This window comes from Clostridia bacterium, assembly GCA_024685775.1.
In the GTDB taxonomy this organism is placed as follows: Bacteria; Bacillota; Clostridia; order Christensenellales; family CAG-1252; genus CAG-1252.
Map to the genome: position 1 here is coordinate 142,506 of JAIKVL010000004.1, position 26,721 is coordinate 169,226.

Here is a 26,721-nt window from a genome sequence, read left to right on the forward strand (position 1 = left end):
GAGATTTATGGCAGATAAAGTAGTTTTAACGATTCAAGACGTTTCCTGCTTCGGTCAGTGTTCGCTGACCGTTGCTCTTCCCATTCTTTCCGCAATGGGGCTGGAAACGGCGATCCTGCCTTCCGCCGTCTTATCGACGCACACGGGCGGTTTTTCGGGTTACACCTTTCGCGATTTGACCGAAGACCTTCCCGCCATCAAAGAGCATTGGGCAAAAGAGAACGTCGCGTTCGACGCATTTTACACCGGGTATATCGGAAGTAAAAAGCAACTTGCTTACATCAAAGACATCGTTAAGGACAGAAGAAAACCGGACGCAAAATTCATCGTCGATCCCGTTATGGCGGATAACGGAAAGTTTTATTCCGGATTCGACGAAGACTTCGCGCGCGAAATGAAGAAATTCATCAAAGGCGCGGACGTGATCCTCCCGAATCTCAGCGAAGCCGCGATCCTTCTCGGAAAGCCTTATATCGCGGAGGGCGGATTCAGCGAGTTTCTTACCGAAGTTATTTTGCGCTCGCTTTCCGAGATCAGCGGCGGCGACGTCGTCCTGACGGGCGTTTCCTTCGACCCGAAACTTCTCGGCGTGGCGGTCTACAACAGAAAGAAAAAGAAATTCTCCTATTCTTTCGGCGAACGGATCGAAGGCAATTTCCACGGCACGGGCGATATCTTCGCTTCGACCTTTACCGGCGCATACATCCGCGGATTCCCCATTGAGAAAGCGGCGGAGATCGCCGTCGACTTCACCTTACGAGCGATCAAAGAAACGCTTCCCGAAAGAAAGGAGCATTGGTACGGCGTAAAATTCGAAAAGGCGCTCCCCTACCTCATAAACGAGATCAACCGATAATTCGCTTTTATCAAAAAGCATAAAAAAAGCAGGATTTTCGAATCCTGCTTTTTTTCGTTTGGTTTTCAACCGATCATTCTTTTTCTTCCGCAGTCTCGGCTGCTTCGGGAATCGCTTCCGTCTTCGGTTCGACCGCTTTTCCGCATTCGATCGTTTCGTCGGTTTTCGTGTAGATAACGACTTGTCCGTCCGTAACTTCGACGCGCTTCGCGTTCGCGACTCGATCAAACAGCGCGCGCACTTCTTCGGACGGGCTTTCGGTAAACGCGCTGACGAGGATGGTCGTCAAAAGACCGATGATGAAGCCCGGAATGATCTCGTACAGTTCGACGTTATAGATCACGCTCTTCATTCCGTAATATTCCATATTGAAGAAGATCATCCAAAGAATATCGGAGACGAAGCCCGCGATGATACCCGCGGTCGCGCCCTTATAGTTTACGCGCCTGTTATAGAGCGACAGCAAGATGACGGGCCCGAACGACGCGCCGAACGCCGCCCAAGCCGCGGAAACGAGCCCCATGATCGTGGAGAACGCGGGAACGATGGGTTTCGCGCCCGAGCCGAGCATCGCGATCGCGAAGGCCAAAAGCGAGATCGCGACGACGACGATTCTTCCGACCCAGACGATCTCTTTATCGCTCGCGTTTTTGCGGATCTTGCTCTTATAAATATCCGAAGCGAACGCGGAAGAAGAAGCGAGGAGCTGGGAATCCGCCGTGCTCATCGAAGCGGCGAGGATCGCGGTGATGATCAAGCTGCCGAGGAAGATCGGGAAGACCTTTCTCGCAAGCGTGATAAAGACGCGCTGCTGATTTCCGACGAGGGAATCGCCGAGGTATTTCCTCGCGACGAGCGCGACGACGGACGCCATAATCAAAATCAAAGCCGTCCAAATGCAACCGATGACGCGCGAACGCTTCATCTCACCTTCGGACTTAATGGAAATATAGCGAATAATGATATGCGGCATTCCGAAATAGCCGAGCCCCCAGCCGAGTCCTGTCAGGATCGTGGCGACGCTCGTCCAATCGAACTTACCCGTCGCAAGCATATTGTAGAAGTTTTGCGGGAGCGCGGTTCCGACGCCCGCTTCGACTTTCAGGACGCAAACCGCGACGATCGGCGTCAGCATAAGCGCGACGAGCATGATCATTCCTTGGAAGAAGTCCGTCCAGCAGACGGCGTTGAACCCGCCGAGGAAAAGGTAGAGGACGATGATCAAAGTCGCGATCACCATCGCGATGCGCTCGTCCAGCCCGAAAAGGGTCTTAAACAGCGTGCCGCAAGCGCTGATCGAAGACGCGCCGTACACGCAGTAGACGATCATAAAGATGATCGCACTGACGATCTGCAACGCGTGATTCTTCGACTTAAAGCGGTTGGTCAAATATTGCGGGATCGTGATGCTGTCGTCCGCGAGGATCGAATAACGCCTGAGTCTCGGCGCGACGAAGATCCAAGCGAGGACGGTTCCGACCAAAAGACCGATCGAGATCCAAACCTGCCCGAGCCCGTATAAATAGATCGAGCCGGGAAGCCCCATCAGGACCCACGCGCTCATATCGGACGCGCCCGCGCTGAGCGCGGAAACGAGACCGTTCATTTTCCTTCCGCCGAGGAAGAATCCTTTTTCGCCCGAATCCTTTCTCGTCTTGATAAAGAAATAGACGCCGATAAAGATAACGAGCGCGAAATACAAAGCAAACGCGACGATGTCACCCCAAGAAACTTTTTCCATACCGTCCCCCTTATTTCCTGTAAAGAATTCTGCCGCAGTCGGGGCACTCGATAAAGACTTCGGTATTCAATCGGGAGATCGCGTCGCCCGCAAGCTCCATAAAGCAACCGCCGCAACTCCTTCCGTCATCCATCAAAGGAACGACGACGGGGATTTTCTTTTGCTTGCGCAGACGATTATAGACTTCGAGGAATTTCGGAGAACATTTCTTTTCCGCTTCCGCGAGCTCCGCCTGCACCTTTTGCGCTTCGGGAAGGATCTTCGCCCTTTCCTCTTCGAAACTCGCCTTGGATTGATTGAGTTTTTTCGCGGCTTCCTTGCCCGCCGCCATCGAGGCGCTGTGGCTCTGATTGAGTTCGACGATGCGCGCGCTCATCTTTCCGATCTCGTTCGAAAGGTTTTTGAGTTGATTGATGAGTTTTTGCATATTGCGGATGAAGAAATCCGCGCCGTTTACGTCCGTTACTTCGGGAATCGCGCTCTCGGATTCTTTGAGCTCTTTTTCGAGCGCGTCGTACTCCGCGATTAACGCTTCCATCTGCTTAATGAACTCGCCCGCGTCGCGGTTTTGCTTTACGACTTGCTCTTGCGCGGTCTTGACCGTGTGCTTATTCGCCGCGTACGTTTTCGCCGCTTCGCTTTGCATCAGCTCGTTTTCGAGCTTCATCAAACGCTTGTCGAGTTCTTGATATTCCAGTATGACGGATAGTTCCATTTTGCCTCTCCTTTTCCTTACGGATCAACCGTAAGGATTCGTGTTATGACGGCTTACGAAGCAAGCGACGCGCGCCGCTTTTTCAGCCAAAAATTTCTTGATTTCGCAAGCGAACGCCCATTCGCTCGCGTAATGCGTCGGCTCGACGAGTCGAACGCCGAGGTCTTTCGCCATTTCGGCGTAGTTGTGTTTTACGTCCGCCGTAACGATCACGGCGCCGTTTTCTCTCGCTCGGAAGATCAGGCTTTCCGAGATTCCCGCCCCGCAGGACGCGATGACCTTCTTCACCTTTCCGCTCCCGATTTTGCGGATCGCCGTCTCGCCGAGCGCCGCTTTGACGCGCGCCGCGAATTCTTCGGCGTCCATTTCTCCGTCGAGATCGAATTCGGTTGCGAAACCGTCTTCGATGACGGTAAATTCTTTCGCGCCGAGCGCGCGCGCAAGCAAGGCGTTGTTTCCCTCTTCCGCGCAATCGAAATTCGTGTGGAGCGCGATCGAAGCGATCCCGTTTTCGATCAAAGAAAGCAGCAAAAGCCCCGTATAACTTTCGTCCGTGATTCTTTTCAGTTCGCGGAAGACGACGGGATGATGCGACACGATGAGCTCCGCGCCGAGTTCTTTCGCCTCTTGGATCACGGAAGACGTAACGTCCAGCGTGACGAGGACTTTATGAACTTCTTTATCCTTTCTTCCGCAGATCAATCCGACGTTATCGAAAGAAAGCGCGCCCTCGAACGGGTAGGCTTCTTTGAAAAGTTCGAGAAGACTGTTTACGGTCGGCATTGCAATATCTCCTTTTCTTCTTCGAGAGCGGCGTCGTCTTTGAACGAAAGGATGCTTTCGATCTTTTTCAGGCGCAGGCTTCGATACTCTTCCGCGTCCGGACCGCCCGCCCGAAAATACAGGTTGTGCGTTTCGTTCCAAGGAAGCGAGGGATCCGCTTGGATCACGGGATAAAACTTGCCCGAATCCTTAACGATCTCGTCCGAGACGATCCCGATATTCTTTTCTTTCAAAAACGCGCGAACGAGGGGCGCGTCCGTATGCGGGACCAAAAGATAGCGTTTCGCGGCGGACGGCGTTTCGGATAAGATCTTGACGATCTCCCGTCCGCCCATGCCCGCGATCACGCAAACGTCCACCCTTTCGCTTCCGAGCGGCTTTAAGCCGTCGCCCGCGCGGCAAGAGAGCGTAACGCCCGTTTCTTCCGCGAGGACTTTCGCTTTCATCAGGCTCTTTTCGCTGATGTCGATTGCGATCGCCCGTTTGACCTTGCCTTCGAGAAGCGCGGCGACGGGCAGTTTCCCGTGATCGGTCCCGACGTCGCAAAGGCTTTCCCCCTCGATGAGCGACAGGCAGCGCGAAAGGCGTTTGTCGAGTTTGATCCTCACCTGTCCACGCAACCGCGCAATTTATCTTTGCGCTTGGGTTGACGTAGTTTACGAAGGGCTTTCGCCTCGATCTGACGGATACGCTCTCTCGTGACGCCGAAAGCTTGTCCGACTTCTTCCAAAGTACGCGCGCGGTTATCGTCCAAACCGTAGCGCATGCGAATGACTTTTTCTTCGCGCGGCGTCAAGGTGGAAAGGACGCGCATCAATTCTTCTTTGACCATGCTTTGCTCCGCTTTGTCGGCGGGTTGCGCGGCGGTCGTGTCCTCGATGAAGTCGCCGAGGTGGCTGTCCTCCTCTTCGCCGATCGGCGTTTCAAGCGAAACGGGGTCCTGCGCGGTGCGTTGGATCTCGCGGATCCTTTCGACCGTCAAGCCCATTTCATCCGCGATCTCTTCGACCGTCGGATCGCGCCCGAGCTGCTGGGTAAGGTTACGCGTAACGCGCGCCGTCTTGTTGATGGTCTCGACCATATGGACGGGCAGGCGGATCGTCCTCGCCTGATCCGCGATCGCGCGGGTGATCGCCTGACGGATCCACCAAGTCGCGTAGGTGCTGAATTTGAATCCTTTGGTATAATCGAATTTCTCGACCGCTTTCAACAAGCCTTGGTTTCCCTCTTGGATCAAATCGAGGAACGCCATTCCCCTCGAAGTGTAACGTTTCGCGATGGAAACGACAAGGCGAAGGTTGGCTTCGGCAAGGCGCTTTTTCGCTCTTTCGTCCCCGTCCGCCATCGCTTTGGCGAGATCTTTTTCCTCGTCCACGGAAAGAAGGGCGTAGCTTCCGATATCTCTCAGATACAGTTTGACCGCATCGTCCACCGAAACGTCCGAAAGCATCTTATTGATCGCGTCGGGTTTGATCGCTTCTTCCGCGTCCGTGGACGTGATCTTGATCCCCGCCTTTTCGATCTCGTTATAGACTCTTTCGATGTCGTCCGAGCTGATATCGATCTTCTGCAAACGCACGACGATCTCATCTTCCGGGACGCTGCCTTTCGATTTGAAGTTCTCGATGATCTTGTCGATTTGCGCTTTCAGCATCAGTTCTTTTTCATTATTTGCTTCCATAAGCCCTCCTGTACTTTTCCTCTTCTGCGGCGATTGCCTTTATGTATGTTGCCCTTTCTTCGTCGTTGGTACTTAATCGATACTTCTCGTTCAGCTCCGCTATCCTGCTTCTCGAAAACTCTTTCTTTAAGAGCGTAACGCAGTCGATAAAAGCGGCTTTTTCGTTTCCTTCGTACCGTTTGACTTCAAGGTTTATGATCTTATCCGCCTCGTCCTCGGTCGTGACGTGATACAACGTTCCGACGTCGGCGGGGACGTTCTTCATCTGACATTCCGTCAGATAATCCGCGGCTTTTCCGAGCGCTTCGGTCGGCATCAATTCGCGGTAATTCTCCCATTTTTCAAGACCCATCACGCATTGACGCAGGACGAAGCGCGCAGCTTGGACGTTCGCTTCGAGCGCGGGAGTCGCGGCTTGCGACGGCGCGGGCGCGGCGGAGCTTTTCTCGATCGTTTTGATCTCCGACGTAACGACGTTTTTATTGATCCCCGTGCTGCTCGCGACGAACGACGCGTAGACGTCTCTTTCCATTTCGCTCGTCAGTTCGGAAAGGATCGACGCCGCTTCTTTCGCGTAGGAAGCTCTCCCGTAAGGGGTCGAAAGATCGTGACGTTCTTTGAGCCTTTCGAGCTTGTACTCCGTCAGCTCTTTCGCGGCGTTTTTATATTTCAAAAATTCTTCGACGCCCGCCCGTTTGATGACTTCGTCCGGGTCTTCCCCGTTCGGAAGAGAGATGACGCGGACTTTCAATCCGTGATTCTTCAAGATCTCCAAACCGCGAAGCGTCGCGTTCTGCCCGGCCGAATCACCGTCGTAACAGATATAAATATCCTCGACGTAACGCCTTGCGAGTTTCGCCTGCTCTTCGGTCAGCGACGTCCCCATACTCGCGACGACGTTCTCCACGCCCGCCTGCACGAGCGCGAGCGTATCCATATATCCTTCCACCATAATAAGGTCGGTGACTTTCTCCCTTTGGCGAAGTTTTTTGACCAGATTCAAACCGTACAGATTCCGATTCTTGACGAAAAGAACGGTATTGTCGGTATTTTTATATTTCGCGAAATCAGTCTTTCCGAGGACTCTTCCGCCGAACGCGATCACGTGACCGAACGCGTCGATGATCGGGAAGACGAGGCGATTCGCCATCGCGTCGAAGATTTTTCCGTCTCTTTCCTGCAAGACGCCCGCTTTCAGCATTTCCTGCCTCGAATAACCGAGCGCTTTCAGCTCGTCGATGATATTCGTGTAGCCGTCGGAATAGCCGAGCCCGAACTTGCGAACGGAGGATTCCGAGATCCCTCGCTTTCGGATATACTCCACGGCGGCGGATGCGGACGGCTTTTTCAGGTTCGCGTGATAAACGCGCGCGGCGTCCCTCGTCAGCGCGAACAGCCTTTCCTTCATCTGCTTGAAGCCTTCGTCCTGAGCGGAAACGCGCTTCGGGACTTCGAGATGCGCCCGATCGGCGAGGAACTTTATCGCTTCGGAAAAGGTCATACTCTCCTCTTCCATAACGAAGGTTATGACGTCGCCTCCTTTACCGCAACCGAAACACTTAAAAAAGCCCTGCTCGCGATTCACGGAGAACGACGGCGTTTTTTCGTGATGAAAAGGACAGTTTCCCCAGTAGTTCGACCCTTTTTTCGTCAAGGAAGGAACGTAAGAGGAAACGACGTCCACGATGTCGGAGCGGTTTTTCAGCTCCTCGATGAAATTTCCGTCAAACCCGCGAATCTCCATCAGCTTCTCCAATCGTTCGGAATAAACAGGCGTTCGTAGGTCGCGACGGCGTAACGATCGGTCATACCCGCGAGGTAGTCGCAGACGCAAGTCTCCTTGCCGTCCGTCTCCGCCATGGAGCAGTACGGTTCGGGGACTTGGTCGAAATTCTCGTAAAAATAATAGTAAAGCGTTTCAAGCAGCTTCTTCGCTTTCTTCTCTTCGCCCTTCGCGGCGTGATAGGCGTACACGTTCTCATTCATAAAAGCATACAGCCGATTCAACGCGGTTTGCACGTCGGGCGACAAACCGACTTCGGGCTTATCGTAGGAAAAATTCACCATATCGAGGACGAGGGTATTTACCCTCGCGCTTTTGGTCGAACCGAGGACTTCGACGCACTCTTTCGGAATGCGATCTTCGGTTATGACGCCGGCGGCGAGCGCGTCGTCGATATCGTGATTGATATAAGCGATCCGATCCGAATAGCTGACGACTTTGCCTTCGAGCGTCGCGGGATGCAAAGAAAGCTTATGATTTTCGATCCCGTCGCGGACTTCCCAAGTCAGGTTCAAGCCCTTTCCGTCGTTTTCGAGCTTTTCGACGACGCGGCGACTTTGCTCGTTATGTCGAAACGGTCTTCCGAGAATGCGGGAAAAGACTTCTTCGCCGGCGTGACCGAAGGGCGTGTGACCGACGTCATGACCGAGCGCGATGGCTTCGGTCAGATCCGCGTTCAGGCAAAGCCCCGTCGAGATCGTTCGCGCGATCTGGCAAACTTCGAGGGTATGCGTCAAACGCGTCCTGTAATGATCGCCTTCGGGAGAAATAAAAACCTGCGTCTTATGTTTCAGGCGGCGAAACGCCTTGGAATGAATGATGCGGTCGCGGTCGCGCTGAAACTCCGTCCTGAGCGGGCAAGGCGGCACGGGGATCTCTCTTCCCCTCGTTGCGTCGGAAGGCGTTGCGTATTTCGACAAAAATATTTTTTCGATTTCCAAATAGCGATCTTTCAAAACTTTTCCCTCCCGATTATTTGCCCAAACCACGCATTTTTCGCGCGTTCTTACCTGATTTGCGGAGCATTTCCACGCAAAAAAGATACCCACTGCCGACAGTTAGGCTATTAAAGCATATCACTCGCAATTTGAAATTGCAAGCCTTTGCAAAAAATAATTAAAATTCTTCGTAAAATATTTTTATTCCGCTTGATCGGAAGCGCCGTTTTCTTCTTCCGACGAGGGGATTTCCTCTTTCGGAAGCGCGGTTTCAGCGGCAGGAGAAAGTTCGCGTTTTCCTCTCTTGTCGATACGAAGCGCCAAGCGCAGCCCCGTCGTTATGATCGGAGCGGCGAACGTGCAGATCGCGATCTCAAAAAGGAAGTTGACGCCGAGGAGTCCGCCGAAGAACGCCGCGTTGATCGTCATGGATCCGAACGTCTTTCCGAAGTTGAAAGCCGCCATCATCGCGAGGACCAGCCCCGTGTTGGTGCAAACGCCGACGACGGAAGACGCCGCGCAGGCGATATAGGTGCTCGCGTCCTCGCTTCTCTTATGAAACAGTTTTTTGAAAAGCTTAAACGTAAAGTAAGTCGTGATCGGGATAATAATCCTCGGAATAATGGAAACGAGCGGGTTATAAAACATCGGAGCAAGAAGGCTCGGATGCAAAAACGCGTTCGCGAAAGACGCGAAGCCGAAAGCGGTTCCCGCGAAGATCCCCATTCCGAGACCTTTTACGTCCGCCGCGAGGATCACCGCGATCAACGGGATGAACGCCATACTGAGCCCGATCGGATTGGGCATCGGTACCAGAACGAAAATTAAGATTAAAGATAGGAAGATTGCCGCTATTGCGATGTCGCTCGTTTTGATTTTCATAAGTCTCGTTTGTCTCCTTGTTTATGTTTTCGGGCGGATGACAAGTCACCCGCCCTTTCGTTTCGTTAAATGAACGCTTTTATTCGCCGTCGATCTCGGATGCGTCGTCGACCAAAAGGTCATCCGCTCCGCTTTCGGAAAGCGCGTCCGACGAGTTTTCACCCGTCGCAGCGAAGCTTTTCGCGGTTTTATTCGCCGATTTCGATTTCTTCTTATCTTCTTTCGCGCGTTTTTTCTTTTCCTTATCCGAGAGCGTTTCCTCTTTCGTATCTTCTTTTTCCTCTACGGAGAGTTCATCCGAAGATCCCTCTTCCGCAGGATTATCCAAGGCGTCTTCTTCTGAGATCGACTCGCCGCCTTGGGGCGCCGTATCCGCATCGGCGGGAACCTCCGCAGATTCCGCTTCGGTTTCGCCTTCACTTTCTCCGCTCGTCCCTTCTCCTTCGGTCTTCGAGCCTTCCGCGGGGTTTTCTCCCTCCGCAACGGGTTCGATTCCCATCCTTGCGATTACGAGCTTTTCCGTTTCGTCCGCGGGAGATCCGGCTTCGTGCGTTTCCGCAGGCGCATCTCCGCCTTCGGTATCGGTCTTTTTCGAAGACTTATCTTTCTTCGGCGCTTTTTCCTTCTTCGGCTTCTTCGGTTTCTTGGGCTTAAACACTCTTCTCTTACTCGCCTTATGGAGAGCGACGAGGATCACGATCGTGATGATCGCCATCACGAGGACCGAGCCGCCGTAGACGAGGATCTTACCCGTCGTCGTCTTCAAGAAGGATTTTTGGTTAATGACAAGTTTCGCGTCGGAAAGACCTTCTTTGGTTACGTTGCCGACGAACGCCGCACCCGTCGCCGTGGATTTATCGAACAGGGATTCGCCCGAGTAGGCGTTCACGATATCGATCTTGATATTCGAATACTCGTAACTGCCGAGGCTTTCGCCCTCCGTTCTGTCGCCAGTAACGTAGATCTCGAAAGTTCCGTCCGCGATCTCGAAATAATTCGGGATCGCCGCGTAATCGTCGTAGGGGTCTTCCGCGGAGAGGACGTACGCGATATTGGGATCGCGGTCGCCGATCGTCTTGGACGTGGGAACGAGTTTGATGACGATCGAGACGGGAGCGACAGAAACGTTCGCGTTAAACGTCGCTTTAACGTTATTATTCGCGGCGATCAAGCCGAGTTCGTCCGCCGTCTTTTTACCTGCGGAAGGAACGAGTCTGGAAAGCTTATAATAAGCGATCTTCAACTCGGAAGCGATGTAATCCGACGCTTCTTTATCCGTGCTGCCCACGGGGATTTTCAGGAAGTTCGCGCCTTTTTCGATCGAGAATTTCAAGGCGGCTTTGTTATCGCCGTAATAGATCGTGTTTTGCGCTTCGAGATCCGTACGCTCGACGACCGCGGGCGTAAACGCGCCTTGGCTATCGAAATAGCCGACTTCCGCTTTGACGGTGACCGCCGCCGGATTGATCGTAAAATCCCCGGGGATCACGGAGATGAAGTAGTTTTCCGTGATCGGCGCGTTTTCGGCTTTGGTCGCCTTCAACGAGAAAGTGCCGTTGATCTTATAGCTTCCGACGCTGACCGCGTTTTGCACCGAGTACTTCTCGGCGACGACCTTGACTTTATCCTTATCCTTTTCAAGCAGACCTTCGTGCTTATAGGTGACGAGCGCTTCTCTGAAATCGCTAACCGCGTTATAGGTCTTGGTAAAGTCGGAGATGCGGATCGTTAGATATTTCTTCGTAACGATGATCATGCGTTGTCCGCTCTGCATCGTGATGCCCGAAATGCTGTCCGCAGCGTCTTGCGTGGTGAAGTCCGCGCTGAACACGGCGTCGTATTCGCCGACGTTCAAAATCGTGCTTTCATCGTAACCGACGAGCGCGTTTACGCCGAGATCCGCAAGCGTCGCGTTTCTCTTCTCGCTTCCGAACATCGCGAAATAGAGATCGGCAAGCGAAATGCTTCCGTCGCCGACGATCGGCGTGTATTTGATCGTCGAGATCGGCGTTCCGTAGATTACCGAAGTCTTATTCGGTTTCAAGCGGATCGCGACCTTCTTGATCTCGTAGAAGTTGCCGCCCTCTTTCGCCGAGGTCAGATCGTAGCGAGCGGTCACGTCCGTCTTGTCGTCCATAACTTTATAGACGAGCGGATATTTGCCGACGCGTTCGCCCGGTTCTCTCGAAACGACGAGCGTATGCGTCTTTTCGACGAAGGATTGCCCTTGCGTCAAAGACGCGTAGATGGTTTCCGTTCTCTTTCCGATAAACTTGACGTTTCTTTCCTCTTCGGCGGAAACGGTCATCTTCTTCGGCGTGACCTTCAAGACTCCGTCCGCTTTGAGAACGGCTTTTCTGACGCCGTCCACGAGGGCGTATCCGTCCAAACTCGCGACCGAATAATTCTTGTTCCGATCGGAGAACAGGCAAGCGAGATCGTAGCGAACGGTCTCCGACGGGAGAAGGATCTTGCCCTCGTTATAAGTGATCGCGTCGAAATAGAGCTCGTCGCCTTCTTTCATTCCCGTATGCGAGCAACCGCCGCCGCACTCGCTTCCCGAGCAGACGTGGTATTTCGGCTTGTAATCCGTGTCGCCGTATTCGATTTCGTCCGGATCGAAGATGATCTTGACCTCGGTCGGGCGCACGATGTAGTACGCTTCCTGCCCCGTCATAACGACGTTATAGTTCTTCAAAGCGAGGCTGTCGCCGACGATGATGCGATAGGCGCCCGCATCGAAGACGTCCGCATTCTCGCGGGTCAGGATCTTGGACGCGACCGCTTCGTAGTTCGCGCGGTCTTGCGCAAGAAGCCCGCTCTTGACCGTCGGAACGAACGCGACGGGCGAAGAGAATTGCGAGAGATAATCGGTTTCGATCGAAGCGACTTCGAGTTCGAGCGTCGCGCGGCGAATGTTCGCGCGAATCAAACCGTCCTGCGTAGAGGTGATCTCGTTCCCGTCGAATGCGTAATCGAGATAGACGTACTTATGATCGCCGTTCGGATCGGTCGACACGAGTTTCGCTTTTCCGCTCACGACGACGACCTTTCCTTGCTCCGCGTTCGCGTCCTTAAACGCGAATTTGACGCCGTCCACGGAGACGTACGCCGCGTCGCCGCCCTTGAAGCCTTGGATCTGCATGCTGCCGGGGAGCAATTCCGCGTCGACCTTGCCGTCGTAGACTTTATCTTTGATCACCAAGCTCTTGAAGGTCAGGATCGCGGGCGTGATCTCCAAGCCGGAGGTCGCGTTGCAAAGGACTTTCGAGCCGGCGTAGACCTTATAGCTGACGAGATACGAACCGGCGTGGAAAGGCTTATCGTTGACGAGCGGAGGCGTGGCGCCCAGCGCGGAATAGTTGGAGACGACGGTATAGCCTGCGTTTTGCGCGCGGGTCGTGACCGAATTCAAAGCCGAGGTCGAGGCGGTGATATTCGCGCCGCTGTACGTCGCCGAGATCCACTCCATCGGAACGTAGGTCAGTTCGGCGTTCAAGACGATGTTGTAATGCCCCGTCGTCCAAGTGATCTCGTACTTCCAAGCGTCGGAAGAATTCCTCGTCGCGGTTTCGTGCGCGCTCGTAGAGGTCAAGCCCCAGAACATATACCCCGTTCCGATATTGCTGACTTTGACGGTGATCTTCGAACCGCTTCCTTCGAGTTCGTCCGCGAAATAGACGCCGAGACCCGAGAAGACCGGCATATTCGCCGCGCCGTTTTTGAGGATCTCCTCGCTGACGCCCGTGTAATTCACCGACACGAGATAGCGAAGCGCGAAGACGGCGGAGACGGGCGCCGCGAGCGAATATTCATTCTTCGCCCTGCCCGATTCGTCCTTATTGACGATCGTCCCGTTCTTATCTTTCCAAGCGCGAAGCGCGTAGTTGCCTTGCGCGGAAGCCGCGTAGACGATCGAATCGCCGAACGTCACTTCGATCGTTCCGTCGCCGTAAACGTTCATATAAGAAGCGATCGTTTCTTCGTGGACCGCGGAAGCGTTCGTTTGATACGTCACGACCGTGCAAAGGGTGAATCCGTCGCCGCGGAGCGCGTTACCGGAAAGCGTCGCGCTCTTGAACGCGACCGCGATCTTTTCCGCGGTTCCGCCTTCGCCGAGGGTAATGAAGCCCGCGTTAAAGGTCCCGCCCGTGACGGTGATCGTGTTCGAGCCGGAAAGCGCGCCTTTGAAACCGAGGAGAGGCAGGATGGTCGCGCCGTTAACGGCGAAAGATTCCGCGATGGCGACGGAGCGATCGGCGAGCTTGGTCGGAGAAACTTCGGTCGCGCGCGAGAGTTTATTGAAGTCGCTTTCGCTTCGGACGACCGCGGGCGCATAGACCGCTTCTTTCGCCTTTTCGGAAATCGTCACGATCGACGCGAAATAGAACGCCTCGTTATCCGATCCCGTAAAGACGGGAGTCAAACCGTCAAAGGAGGGAGTCAACACCGCTCCTTTCTCGTAATAGACGAAGGAGTACGATCCGCTCGACGCGGTAAGCGAGCTACCGTAGGTCTTATCGAAGGTCATAACGATCGCGCCGCTCGAACGATAGGACGGGATGGTCATTCCGCTGTCCGACAAGCAAAGGACGACGTTATTCATCGTCGCGCCCGCCGTAGAGAGATCGACGTATCCTTTTCGGAGATAGACGACGCCGTTGCGGAAGACCCCGCCTTGGGATCTCGAAGTAAAGAGAGAGCCTTCGCCCATGGCTTTCATCGAGAGAGAATGCCCGCCGAGGTCGAGGATGATCCCGTCGAAATAGACGGACGGGAGATTTCTCTTGACTTCGAGATCGGACGCAAGCGTGATCACGCTGCCGGGAGCAAGCCCGCCTTCCGCGGTCAGATAACCGAGATAGACTAGTTCGTCCTCGGAAGAGATTTGAGAAATGCTCTTGACGGAGATCTTCGCGCCGGACGCGCTTTCGGGAGCGGTGTAGAATCCGGTCGCATAGTTATACGCGCCGGGGAAGACGACTTTCCCGTCGAAGTCATACAAGCAGACGAACGATCCGACGAGCGGCGTGAGCTCGAAGCTGACTTTCGTCCCGATATTGGTCTTTTGATAGGTCGCGCCGATAACGGTGTCGGAATCCACGCGCAATTCGTTGACGCCGACAAGGCTTCCTTCCTCGACCGCTTTTTCCGCGCCGCCGGTCACGAACCAGCAGTTCTTCATCGCGCCGCCGTTCGCCAAGCAAAGCGCCGCGCCGCCCGAGAAGGCGTCCGTATTCAAAGGCGAAAGGACGATGACCGCGCTCATCAAACCGCGGTTGATCTTAACGAGGCAAGCGTCGCCTTTAACGCTGACGCCGCTTTCGAATTCGAACACGAGATCTTTCAGCTCGCCGTACAAAGTGTGGATAAAGGGATTCGCTTGGATCTCGTAAAGGATGACGCTGTCCGCTCCGCCGACGATGCTTCCTTTGAACGGACGCTCCGCGCTGCCGATCGTCCGGATCTCGGTATCGACGGTAAATCCTCCGTCTTTGACGAAGAAGGTCTCGTCGAGGAATTCGAATTCGCCCGCGACCGCCGTAGCAAGACGGCTGAGATCGTCCGCGGAAGACAAGACGCGATTGACGAAGTTCAACATATACGCGTTGCCCGCGGAGGAAGCAAGCGAGACGCGCTTCTCGGAAATGACCTGCCCCGAGACTTCGCCCTGCTCGCCGTACCAACCCGCGAAGACTTGTTCGTCCGTGCTTGCCGCCGTGGCGACGATCCTTTCGCCGAATTCATACTTCACGTCGCTGAGTCCGTTTCCGAAGATCACCGAGTAGCGATCGCTGTATGCGGAAGTCGACTTGAACGCTTCGTACAGCGACGCGCTCGAAGTTTCGAAATAGACGTTCGTCGCTTGGACGGGAGCGCCGACGGAAAGCACGTCGCGATTTTCGACGAACACGACTTTTTCAAGCGTGACGGTTTGATCACCGTCGAAGATCGACACGCCCGCGGAAAGCGCCGCGAGATTGACGCGCGCATTTTTGATCGTTCCCGCAAAGAGTCCGAGCGCGCTTCCGTCGAAGCCCGCAAGGAAAGTCAGAGAATGACCCGCGCCGTCCAAAACGCCTTTGAAGGCGCGCGACTTAAAGCCTGCGAGCGGAGCGGGAACGGCTACGTCCGCGCCGAGCGTAAACGTCTCGTCCGCGCCGTCGTAACCGAGCAGGATGACGTCGGAAAGGACGGTGAACTTATACGTCGTGTCGATGACCGTGGAAATGAATTCCGCGGTATAAAGCCCCGCCGCCGCGGAGACTGTGTTCATTTCGGGATTTGCGGAAAGGATCGCACCTTCTTTCGTCCAGCCGATGAAGATCATATCGCCTTCCGAGGCTGCGGTAAGCATCATATCGCCTTCGCCGCCCTGCTCGATCGAACCGACGCCGTTGATGCGGACGACCGAATACGCTGCCGCGCCTTGCGCCAAAGCGTAATCGACGCGCGTCACGACCCAGAGGTTGATCGCCTCGCCCGAGCCTTCCTTCATAAACAGACCGCCCGAAACGACCGCGCCGTTTTCGAGATAGACGACCGCGTTTTCAATCCTACCGCCGTTATTCGCTGCGAGATAAGCGTTCGTCTCTTCTTTGTCGAGGCGCAATCCGATGTTACGGATCGTAGCGGAAGTCTGACCGAAGAGACCGCCCGTCAAGGTCGTTCCGCCGACCGTGACGACGTGATGTCCGCCCTCGATCGTGACGGAGGAAGAAAGCGCCGCGCCGCTGCCGATCGCGTCAAAGGAACCGCCCGGAAGGAAAGCGTCCGCGGGGAGATCGAAATCGGAAACGAGGGTAAAGTTCGCGGAAGCGAAGGTATACGCGCCGCCGTTCACCGCTTGGGAGAACGCCGCGAGTTCCGCGCCGCTGCCGATCGTCTTTCTCGAAGAAAGCATCGCTTTGACGCCCGCGACGCGCCTCGAAACCACCTCGCTGCCGTTCATATCAAAGGTCGTGTACGAAAGTTCGGAACCCGAATAATTTACGTTTTTGAGGTGCGCGCCCGTTCCCGCCGCGCAAGCGCCGTTCTTGATCTCCGCAAAGGTCAGGAACGCGTCCGTTACCGCGACTTCGGTCGCGAAAGCGATCTTACCCGCGAGGACATCCTCTTTCGAGGGACAAGACAAAACCAATCCTTCTTCATAGGTCATCGAGTTCACGAGGTCGCAGGAAGAGACCGAAGAGAGTCGATCGGTATAGACCCAAACGTTATTGACTTTTTCCGCCTCGCGAACGAGGTTGGAACCGATCGCGCTGTCCGTTCCGCCGAGCACGCAATCGACGATCTTGATCAAGCTGTTCGAAACGGCGTTGACGTTATTCCCGACGAAGCCGCCGCCGATGCCGCCCGTGATCGTCCCGTTCGTAACTTCGATATATGCGTTATCGAGATAGCCGAGGTTCAAGCCGACGCCGACCGCGGAGAACGCGCTGAGAGAGGCTTCAACCGTGATCGCGCCTTCGAAAGAAACCGAGATTACGCGAACGCCTTTATAGTTTTCGCCCGCGATACCGCCCGAATAGCCGCTCGCCGCTCCCGAAGAGGAGATCTTCGCCGAGGACAGGATCGAAAGATCGCTGTCTCGGAAGTACCCGTTATTGATTCCGACGACGCCGCCCGCGACGCAGGTATTGTCGCTTCCCTTCGCGAGGATCTCGCCGCCGAGCGAAATCGAAACGTCCGAGATCGTCCCGAAATTATAACCGACGAGTCCGCCGACCGTGTTACCGATCAACTTCGCGTTTTCGGAAAGCGTAAACGTGCAATCCTTGATATCGCCCTGCGCGTTGGAAACGAGCGCGCCCGAATAGATCGCGCTTTCGGAACCGAACGTTCCCTCGTCAAGGACGTAATTGAGGTTTTTGATCAAGCTTCCGACCCCGGTGAAACCGAACAAGCCGACGTACTCCGCGCCGGGGATCGAACCGCCCTTCATCGTCAGGGTGAAATTCTTTCCGTCGAAGACGTTGTTGAACGAGTAATCCATCGTTCCGATCGTTTCTTTGAGATCGCCCGCCTCGACGGTAACGTCGTTCATCAAAGTAAAGACTATATCTTCACCCGACAGCCCGCTGCTGACGGAAGCCGCCATATCCGCAAGATCCGCAGCCGAGCGGATCTCGGTGTTTACAAAGACGACCATTACGCTCTTGTTTTGGATGGCCGCCTTCGGAAGGAAGGTGTTTTTCCCTTCGCCGACGTTACCCGTCTGCGCGTCGACTTGAACCCCGGAGCCGAGATACCAGCCGTCGAGCTGAGAACCGTTATCGTCCGTCATATTCGTAAACATAACGCTTTCCGCCGTCGTGTCGATCGAGGCTTTGACCGTTCCGTTTCCTTTGACGTTCAAACTGTTGATGGTCTTTGCACCGTAGCCTGCGGTTTGTACGGAGCGATTATAAGTAACGAGCCAGCCGTTTATAACGGTAATACCGTCGAGATAACCCGCCATACCGCCCGCGTAGGAGGAAGACAGGCTTTCGCCGAATAGGAACGCGACGTTATGGTTGATCGAAGCTCTCGTGTATCCGACGAAAGCACCCGAGCGCGCTCCGCCTTCGGTGAGCGCGTTGGTTTCGACCTGCGCGTCGTTTTGAACGTAGACGATCAAATAAGACGCACTTCCGGAATAGTTGTTTCCGATCGCGCCGCCCGCATTCGCGATGCCGCCCGATTTCTTCGAAAGCGCGGAGATCTTTCCAAAGAGGAAAACGTTCGCTTCGAGATCGTACTCGTGAAGGACGAAACTTCCTCCGTCCTTAACGTAGCGCGTCGCTTTGGGCAAAATGCCGAGCGATTTCCAGCCCGAGTAATCGCCCGTACCTTCGATCACTCCGTAGTTGATTCCCGCGATGCCGCCCGCATTGATCGCGTTACCCTCGCGGCTTTCCGCGCGGATCTCACCTTTTACGATGACGAGGCAGTCTTTGATCTCGCCGTCGTTTCTGCCCGCGATACCGCCCGCGGAGTACCCGAGGACTTTACCGCTTTGAGCGATCTCGACGTAGCAGCGTTCGATCAATCCGTCATTCACCGCGGCGACCGTCCCGTAGACGTGATCGGAAGAACTCGTAATCTCGCCGATCGTCCCGTTTACCGTGACGCGGAGATCGCGGATATCGCCTTTGTTATATCCGAAGACGCCGCCGACCGAGTACCCTTCGCGCAACGTGATCGAATAGTAGGAATTATCCAGTTTTCCGGAGAAGGTTCCCTTAAAGGGATGCGCCTCCGTTCCGATCGGGAGATAGTTTCCGGTCATGATCGAGGGGATCTCGATATTCGCGCCGAGAGTAAAGGTCAAGGTGTCGAAGGAATAACCGCCGATATTGACGTCCTCCGCGACGGCGATGAGCTCTTCCGCGCTCTCGATCGTCGTCTTAATGACCGCGACTTCGTAGCCCGCGGCGGATAAGTCGATCGGAGCGACGAGATAACCGTGCGCGCCGCTCGTCAGGCTGCCGCCCGCAAGCATCGCCTCGGAGATCTGCCAACTCTTCTCGAAGGACTTGAACCAACCCGAAACGGGGATATCGGAAGTCGAGGTGAATTTTACGCGATAATCGTTATGCGCGACGTCCTTAAAGGACGCGTCCACCGTTCCGATACCGACGATCTTCATCGTGTTGACCGAAGTGTCGCCCGTCGTCGCGCTGCCGACGGAAAGGATCAGATCGGAAGCGTCCACCAAGCCCCAAACGTTCTTTACGAGGTTCGTGTTATCGTAACCGACGACGAGACCGCTGACGCCTTTCAGAGTGCGAATGTTCGCGCCGTTCGATATGACGACGACGTTCTCGATCTGCCCGTTATTATATGCGATCGCGCCTGCGTAAGAAGCGTTGATTGCGCCCATTTCGACTTGCGCGGCGGTATATTCGTCGTGACCGAGCGTCCCTTTAAGAAGGATTCGGAGATTTTTGATCGTGCCTTCTTCCGCGACGTAGCCGAAGATACCCGCGTGCGTCCCGCCGATCACGGCTTCGGGCGCGAGAATGATCGAATGTCCTTTTCCGTCGAAGGTCCCGTTAACGCCGTTTTCCACCGTGCCGATCGAGAAGAACTCGTCGTTCTCGCCGATCGTGACGTCGGATTTCAGCGTAAAGGTCAGTTTGTAGAAATTATAGCCTTCGTTGATATTCTCCGCGTATTGTTTGAGATCCGCGAGAGAATTGATCTCGCTGTTCAGGAAGCTGACGTTATAACCGACGCGTTTCAGATTCGCGTTCGGTTCGTAAGATCCGCCCGTCGCCCCGATGGACGCGGCTTTATCGTTCGTAAAGGAATTGAGATCGTACCAATAAGACGTTCCGCTGTAAGTAAAGTGATACCTCGTAGCGTCGTTGGGCTGACGAATGACTCCGACCTGCCCCGCCGCGACGACCATAATGTTATTGACGCCGCCTTGGTTACTGCCGCTATCCGTGAAATTCGAAGCGGAGACGAAGCCCGCGTTGAACGTCAATTCCTCGGCGTTCAAGTCGTAATTCATCTTGCTGTTATAGGAGATCGCCCAGCAGTTGGTCGCGACGTTGCCCGCGTTTCTCGGCAAATAACCGAACGTCCTGCCGACGCCGACCGAACCGTAAAGCGAGGCTTTCTTATCGAGAATGACGACGTTATTCTTGTATTCGCCGCCGAGAGCGTACGCCGCGAGGACGCCCGCGTAGATCGTGCGGGTCGTGTTTTCGCCGGTATCGTAACCGATCTTACATTTCGCGTTTACGGTCAGATTCTTGATCCTCGCCTGCGCGCCGACCCTGCCGAAAAGACCGGCGTAACGCGCGTCGATGACGAGACCTTCGGGCATCGTGATCGTGTGACCTTTGCCGTCGAATCCGCCGATGAAATCGCGCTCGACGTAGTTGACGTAAGAAGTTCCCGCGCCCGTGATGACTTCGCCGCCGATCGGATTGAACCCGATCTCGTTCAAAGTAATGTCTTTCGTAAGTTCATAAGTAATGCCGCGATAGTTTCTACCGTAACGGACGTTCATCGAAGTGCGTTCGAGGTCTTCGACGCTCGAAATGTACTTATTGATAAAGACCGCGAGCATATCGGGGCTGACCGTGTCGCTCGGGCGAACCGTCCAAACGTACAAAGACGCGCTCGCCGCTCCGTCGTGGATCGGGGTAACGACTTCATCCGTCACGTTCGTGTTGTCGATATAGCCGTAGAAACCGTCGCGACCGTCTTCGTCCACTTCGGTCGAATCGAAGGTGATCTTGGAACCGTCCGATTGGATCTCGATCCGCATCGAACCGACGCCGACCTGCTGCATCGACCTACCTTCGCCTTTGGTCGCGCGATTCGCAAGATAATAGTCGGCAAGTCCGACGGGGTTCTTAACGGTCGCATTCTCGGCGAGAACGAGCCAAGCGTTTACGAGAGTATACCCCGCTTCCGCTCTGCCCGCGATGCCGCCCGTCGAGGGTAAGCCTTGGGTCGTATAGACGATCGTATCCGCGCGGAGAGAGACGACGACGTTTCTGAGTTCGCCGGCGAGATAACCGACCGCCATACCCGCGTAGAGCGTCGTGGTATCGCCGACTTTGACGTTTTCTCCCGCCGCGACGATATGGAGGTTTCGGACGAGACCGCCGTTTCCGATATAACCGAAGACGCCCGCATAATCGCGCTTGATCATGCGACCCGTAACGCTCAGCGTGTAGCCGTTTCCGTCGAAGAGACCCGTGAAGGGGCGATCCGCCGTTCCTGCCGATTCGCAGGAATCGAAATTGACCGAAATATTATTGAGAAGGGTGAATTTCGCGCCTTGGTCGCCGTAGGTATTGATGTTTTTCGCGAAACGGACGAAATCGTCTTCGTCTCGAATCGAAAGATTGATAAAGGAAAGCACGATTTTAACGTTCGAAACGTTTAAGGCGGGAGTGATCGAGACGTCTCTGTCCGAATCGGAAGCGTTATAGGTCAAAGCGCCGTACATCGATTCGTAGCCGGGGAGCGAATTCACGAGTTCCGCGGAACGAATGTCGGAATACCAACCGCCGAATTCCTTGAAGAACTCCTCGCATCTCTTCTTGAACGCGCTGTTGCCCGTCTTCCCGTCGGGGACGGAATACTTTACGCGAATGGGAGAGGTCGTTCCGAATTCGTAGTCTTGCAAGAAGGAGACCTGCGTCAAGCCGGAGCCGAGGACGGCGATCTCGTTTACGCCGAAGTTATCCGCGCCGGAGCCGTTTCCGATGAGGGGCGTGCGCCCGTTCAGGACGCTGATCCAAGAATTGATCGCGTCGTTTTCTTCCTGCGCCGCGTCGTAATAACCGATGAAAGAGCCCGCATATCTCTTCGCGGAGTTGAAGATCAAGCTCGAACTCAGATTAACGAAGACGTTGCGGATCTCCGCGCCGTTTCTTCCGACGAGCGCGCCGATCTCGAAGGTGTTGACGCCGCCGATCGTGACGTCCTCGGAAATATCGAGGATGAAGTTGCGGATCACGGCGTTCTTCGTCGTGTAGCCGAAGAGACCGGTATATTCCATACCGCTGATCGCGCTGCCCGAAGCGAAGGTGATCTTATGATAGCCGCCGTCGAAGATCGCGTCGAACGGATGATCTCCGTTTCCGATCGGAGTCAAAACGGTCAGGTTGTTCAGTTGGATATCGTTTTCGACGATAAACAAAACGCCCTTATAGTAGTTATGTCCGTTGATCAGGTTCGCGAGCCCGACGAGCGAAGTCGCGTTCGTGATATGCAGATCGACGTAGCTCAGATGGATGTTTTGATTTACGACGTTGTTGGCGGGCGAATAGGTCGATTGATTCAAAAGTCCTTCGCTCTTTTCGGTGATTCTGCCCTTTCCTTCGTCGTCCCAATCCGAGACGTTTTTATACCAGCCTTTCGCGCCTTTGATCAAAGAACGGAAAGTAAACATATTTTTTTCGAAATCGAGCGTGACTTGGAGAAGAGTCTCTTCCATAACGCGGATCGCGTTGAAGCCGCTGTCCGGAGTCGGGCAAGTCGGCGTGTCGGTCGAGTTACTGATCTGGACCCACGCGTTCGATCCCGCGCCGACGTGCGCTTGCGCGGCGGCAAGTCCCGTCGTCGTTCCGCGGAAAATTCCGTAACAAGTCAAAGCGGAATGCCGGACGGTACCGGTCATGACTGCGGCAAAGCCGCCCGCGTATTGCGCCTTGACGACGCCGTTCTCCCCGTTTGCCGCGCTGCCGATATCTCCGCGGATCGTAACGAGGGTGGAAGCGATCTCGCCCGCGTTGACCGCGGTCACCGCGCCTGCTTTCGAAGCGGTGACGAAGCATCCGTTCGCGCTTTCCGCCGTGCAGTACGAGAGAGAACCTTGGTTTTCGCCAACGAGGACCGCCGCGGAATCCGAAGCGATCGCGGGAGCGTGGATCTCGGTCAGGACGGAGAAGATCTGCCCGCTCTCTTTATTGGAGCCGACCGCGCCGCCGAAAATCTTCGTCGTCCTCGTCCCCGTCGTAAAGGCGGAAATCAAAACTTCGACGCTCGAACCGACGGTCGGCGAAGCGTAGATATACGATTTTACGAGGGATTCGTGATCGCTTGTTACGTCGCCGATCGCGCCTTCGTTCTCGCCCGCGATACCGCCGAACGCGGTCTTTCCGAAATAATTCGCTTTTTTGTTGATCGAGACGAAACCGCTTCGGATCGTTCCGAGGTTCTTACCCGCGAGTCCGCCGACCGTACTGCCGGCGAGCATTCCGTCCACCGTCACGATCGGGAAGATCATGACGCCGGAATTCGCGTTCGTTCCGACGATGCCACCCGCCGTCGTGCCGAAAATCACGCCGCCGAGATCGCCGCCCGCTTTGATCGTAACGATGACGGAGTTGGAAGATTCGCTTCCGACGACGCCTTCGTTCAAACCGACCGCACCGCCGACGTTCTTGCCGAGGATCGCGCCGTAGCCGTCCTTGCCGATGTAGTTTGCGTACTCGAAGGTGATATTTGCGGAAGAGATGACGCCGCCGTTTTTGCCGGCGATCGCGCCCGCCGTTCCGTTCTTATTCGCGAGATAACCGCGAACGTCCATCGTAACGCCCGAGATTGTACCGTAGTTGACGTTGGTCAAGAAACCGCGTTCCTTATTCGAACCGGATTCGGTAAGGTACGTTCCCGCTTGAACGACGATCTTCAAATTCTTGATCTGCGAATAGTAATTCCCGTCGTTGTTTCCGAGGACGCCGACCAGCGCGTGCATACTGCTTGCGGAATCCAGCGTAATCGTGCAACCGTTTCCGTTCAAGCTTCCGCGGAAAGGCTTTTCCTCGCTTGCGCCGAGCGCCTTATTCGCCGTGGCGGCGTCGATAACGAAAGAATTCGCGACCTGATAACGGACGTACAATCTGAAATCGTTCGCGACCTTATCCGCGATGTACTTGTAATCGTCTTGATTTTGAAGAACGCTCTTTTGGAAGCAAGCGTAAAAATCCCTGCCCGTAAATCCGATCGGAGCCGCGTAGACCGTCCCCGTGTTTCCTTCCGGGACGGTGACGAGGGTACCGGTCTCGAAATTCGAAACGTAATCGTAGAAATCGGGATCGTTCGCGTTCATCGCGGGCGAGGTCGAGTACTTCGTCGAATTGAAGCGGATCTGACCGCCCTTCGCGTCGTTTCCGACGACGTACTTGACGATCGAGACTTTGATCTCTCCCTTTCCGTATTGGGTCATCGAGTTCGCGCTCAAATAGTTCGTCCCGTTGACGAGGACGGATTTCGCGGTGTCGGGATTGGCTTCGCCGTTTTCGCGATAGATCTCGATCGGAGTGCCGAACGCGGGATCGTAGAGGTTTTCCTTGCTCGGATTCAGCGAGCGGAACAAGCACCACAGCGTGTCGACGTAGGTGGATTCGTTTCTGCCGATGATAAACGCGCGGAATTTATTGAGGGAAGCTTTGCTGCCGCTGTTTCCGTTCAAAGTGGTTCCCGCGTTTGTGACGCAAGAGACGACGGAGTAGACCGCCGAGCCCGCGCCGTTGATCCCGACCACGCCGCCGAGGACGTACTTCGAGTTATTGGAGTAAAGTCCCATATGGGACGCGGTGATCTTAAAGTCCGCGATCGCGTTTTTGAGGATCGGGACGGAGGCTTCGCTCTGATCGTTCTTGCCGGCGATTCCTCCCGCGACGACCTCTTTGTTCGCGTCGGAAGAAACGGGGTTCAAGCCGCCCTCTCCGGTGACGATCGTTTCGACGTTTTGAACGAGGTTGCGATTCTCGCCGACGATACCGCCGATCACCTCGCCCGTTAAGGTCGCCGAGAGTTCCGCATAGACCTTTACGGACGCGGAATCCTGCCCGATCGTTCCGTTATTGATCGCGGCGACCGCGCCGGCGTACTTGACTTTGGTGCTTCCCGTTTGAGACGTGACCTTGACGCGGACGTTCTTGACGGACGCCTGATCGCCCAGACAGCCGAACAGACCCGCGTAAGAGCTGGATCCGTCGACGCCGTTCAAAGAAATGCTGAGACCGTTTCCGTCGAACGCGCCTTGGAAGGGATATTCGAGGTTGCCGATCGGGACGTAGTTGCTCGGGAGCGTAATATTCGTGCCGAGGGTAAAGGTAATGTTTTTATAATCTCTTCCTTGGATCGAGGAAGAAGCGATCTTCATAACGTCCGCGGCGAGGAAAAGTTGAAGCGGGACGACGCGAACGATGTAAAGCTGACCGCTGACGTTTTGGTTTTCCGGCGTAAAGAAATTGCCGTCCAAGCCCGCGAGTTGCATCGTTTCCGCGCCCGCGGAATCGACTTTGTACCAGCCCGAGAAGGTCACGCCCTCTTTCGCAAGCAAGGTAAAGGAAACGTTATCGTTTATCGCCCTGCCGATCGCGATCGTCTGTTCGACGTAAGCGCGGCTTGCGCTCGTGTTTGCGCTGTCGGAAGATTTATCGCCGACGATAGGTCTGCCTTCGCTTCCCATCGTGCCGTACGTATACTCGACGTACGGCATGACCGCCCAAGCGTTTTGGAAGGTGATGGGGGTAACCGTGCTGCTTCCGTCCGCAAGAGTTCCCGAGCCGCCTCTGCCGACCATCGCGCCGATATTTTGCTTCCAAACGGAATCGCAATTCAGCGTGTCGGTGTTAAACTCGCCTTTTTCCGCCATTGAACCGACGCAGTTCAAAAGGGTCGCCGGGACCGCGTTATATCCGATGATCGCGCCGACCGACTGGCAACCGTAGGTATAATAGATCACGTCCGCGCCGTCGTATTTCTCGGTCATCTTCCCGGAATCGTCGGGGACGGACGCTCCGAAGATCATTTCCGTCTTTTTCGCCATAAGTCCTTCCGCGATAACGGCGTCTTTGAGATTCGGAAAACCGAATTTGGCGCAAACCACGTTTTTCATATCGACAAGATAAATGTTCTGAGAGACGTAGACCTTCTCAAAGGAGTAATAGACGGCTTTATGACAGGTGGAAATGTGTTCGAGGTTGAATTCGCCGCCGACGTACGCGCAAACGTTCGTCAAGGTATTTGACGAATGGTTTTCGCCGACGATCCCGCCGACATCCGCCGCATACTTGGCTTTGATCTTAACCTTGCCGTAAATATCCGCGCTGACGTTCGAGATCGAGCCCGCGTTATAGCCGACGATCCCGCCGAATTTGACGTTGGCGGCGGCGATATTGACGAAGCCGGATTTGGAGACGTTGAGCTGGATATTCGAGACGGAACCGATGTTCTTACCGACGAGGATCCCGCAATCGTACTCCGCGACGAAGAACGTCGCGACGCACCTTTTTACGTCGACGTAGCCGGGGTTTCTCTTTCCCCTCGACGCGTCGTAACCCGTACCTGTAAAGTAGTACGCGTACGCTTTGTCCGCTTCCAAAGAGGAAGGCGCGAGTTTGGTTGCTTCTTGATTATCGAAAAATTCCTGATAGGTAAAGGTCTTACTCGCAACATCATCATCCCATTCCTTAACGCCGCTTGTTTCTTCATATATAACGCCTCTCTCGTCCACGATAGAACCGCCGAAGTCGATCTTGACGTTGGAAATCACGCCGTTATTTATCCCAAACAGACCCGTGTAATAATGCTCGTAATAAGGAGTCTTTCGATCCTTCGGTTTCTCGTCGTAATAATCGGAGAAATCTTTGCCGTTCGTTCCCGTCTCCATATAGCTGTGGGAAATCTTTGCGCCTGCGGCGTAGGTGATCGTGTGCCCTTGCCCATCAAACTTTCCGTTCAAAACTTCGATGACGGGCGTGCCTTCTTTAACGAGGATATCACTTCCGAGCTTGGTTTCCAACCAGCTGAGCGTAACGGCGCTTGCGCCCGAAAAATGAGCCCTGTGATCGCCCGAAGTCCCGAGTTTGGACCAA

The 26,721-nt window shown here is 54.9% G+C and carries 10 protein-coding genes; 1 reads left to right on the forward strand and 9 read right to left on the reverse strand.

The window, feature by feature from the left end:
- Window positions 1-7: 7 nt before the first annotated feature.
- Complete coding sequence (locus K5753_01370) at window positions 8-856, forward strand: pyridoxamine kinase (GenBank protein ID MCR4725852.1); 849 nt, start codon at window positions 8-10, stop codon at window positions 854-856.
- Between the two features lie 73 nt (window positions 857-929).
- Here the strand turns inward: K5753_01370 and K5753_01375 are convergent, their stop codons facing one another.
- The 9 genes from K5753_01375 to K5753_01415 all read right to left on the reverse strand — a co-directional run bounded on the left by K5753_01375 (window position 930) and on the right by K5753_01415 (window position 26,648).
- Window positions 930-2,597, reverse strand: coding sequence for a sodium/proline symporter (locus K5753_01375; GenBank protein MCR4725853.1), 1,668 nt, complete (start codon window positions 2,595-2,597; stop codon window positions 930-932).
- 10 nt (window positions 2,598-2,607) lie between these two features.
- Window positions 2,608-3,312, reverse strand: a complete 705-nt coding sequence (locus K5753_01380; protein MCR4725854.1) for a hypothetical protein — start codon at window positions 3,310-3,312, stop codon at window positions 2,608-2,610.
- Window positions 3,313-3,336: 24 nt separating this feature from the next.
- Complete coding sequence (locus K5753_01385) at window positions 3,337-4,095, reverse strand: Nif3-like dinuclear metal center hexameric protein (GenBank protein ID MCR4725855.1); 759 nt, start codon at window positions 4,093-4,095, stop codon at window positions 3,337-3,339.
- Window positions 4,083-4,703, reverse strand: a complete 621-nt coding sequence (locus tag K5753_01390) for a class I SAM-dependent methyltransferase (protein ID MCR4725856.1) — start codon at window positions 4,701-4,703, stop codon at window positions 4,083-4,085. The genes K5753_01385 and K5753_01390 overlap by 13 nt, the downstream gene beginning before the upstream one ends.
- Window positions 4,700-5,776: an RNA polymerase sigma factor RpoD gene (rpoD, locus tag K5753_01395; protein MCR4725857.1), complete on the reverse strand. Its 1,077-nt coding sequence runs from the start codon at window positions 5,774-5,776 to the stop codon at window positions 4,700-4,702. The genes K5753_01390 and rpoD overlap by 4 nt, the downstream gene beginning before the upstream one ends.
- Window positions 5,763-7,520 carry a DNA primase gene (gene dnaG / locus K5753_01400; protein MCR4725858.1) on the reverse strand — a complete coding sequence of 586 codons (1,758 nt, stop codon included), beginning with the start codon at window positions 7,518-7,520 and terminating at the stop codon, window positions 5,763-5,765. The genes rpoD and dnaG overlap by 14 nt, the downstream gene beginning before the upstream one ends.
- Entirely contained in the window at window positions 7,520-8,515 is a 996-nt protein-coding gene (locus tag K5753_01405; protein ID MCR4725859.1) for a deoxyguanosinetriphosphate triphosphohydrolase, read from the reverse strand. Before K5753_01405 ends, dnaG begins: the two co-directional genes overlap by 1 nt.
- Before the next feature lie 183 nt (window positions 8,516-8,698).
- Complete coding sequence (locus K5753_01410) at window positions 8,699-9,379, reverse strand: hypothetical protein (GenBank protein MCR4725860.1); 681 nt, start codon at window positions 9,377-9,379, stop codon at window positions 8,699-8,701.
- A gap of 79 nt (window positions 9,380-9,458) precedes the next feature.
- Window positions 9,459-26,648, reverse strand: coding sequence for a hypothetical protein (locus K5753_01415; GenBank protein ID MCR4725861.1), 17,190 nt, complete (start codon window positions 26,646-26,648; stop codon window positions 9,459-9,461).
- Window positions 26,649-26,721: the final 73 nt, after the last annotated feature.

Coding starts and splice junctions, on each gene's coding strand:
- K5753_01370 (MCR4725852.1), top strand. CDS start 8: ATGGCAGATAAAGTAGTTTTAACGATTCAAGACGTTTCCTGCTTCGGT.
- K5753_01375 (MCR4725853.1), bottom strand. CDS start 2,597: ATGGAAAAAGTTTCTTGGGGTGACATCGTCGCGTTTGCTTTGTATTTC.
- K5753_01380 (MCR4725854.1), bottom strand. CDS start 3,312: ATGGAACTATCCGTCATACTGGAATATCAAGAACTCGACAAGCGTTTG.
- K5753_01385 (MCR4725855.1), bottom strand. CDS start 4,095: ATGCCGACCGTAAACAGTCTTCTCGAACTTTTCAAAGAAGCCTACCCG.
- rpoD (MCR4725857.1), bottom strand. CDS start 5,776: ATGGAAGCAAATAATGAAAAAGAACTGATGCTGAAAGCGCAAATCGAC.
- dnaG (MCR4725858.1), bottom strand. CDS start 7,520: ATGGAGATTCGCGGGTTTGACGGAAATTTCATCGAGGAGCTGAAAAAC.
- K5753_01410 (MCR4725860.1), bottom strand. CDS start 9,379: ATGAAAATCAAAACGAGCGACATCGCAATAGCGGCAATCTTCCTATCT.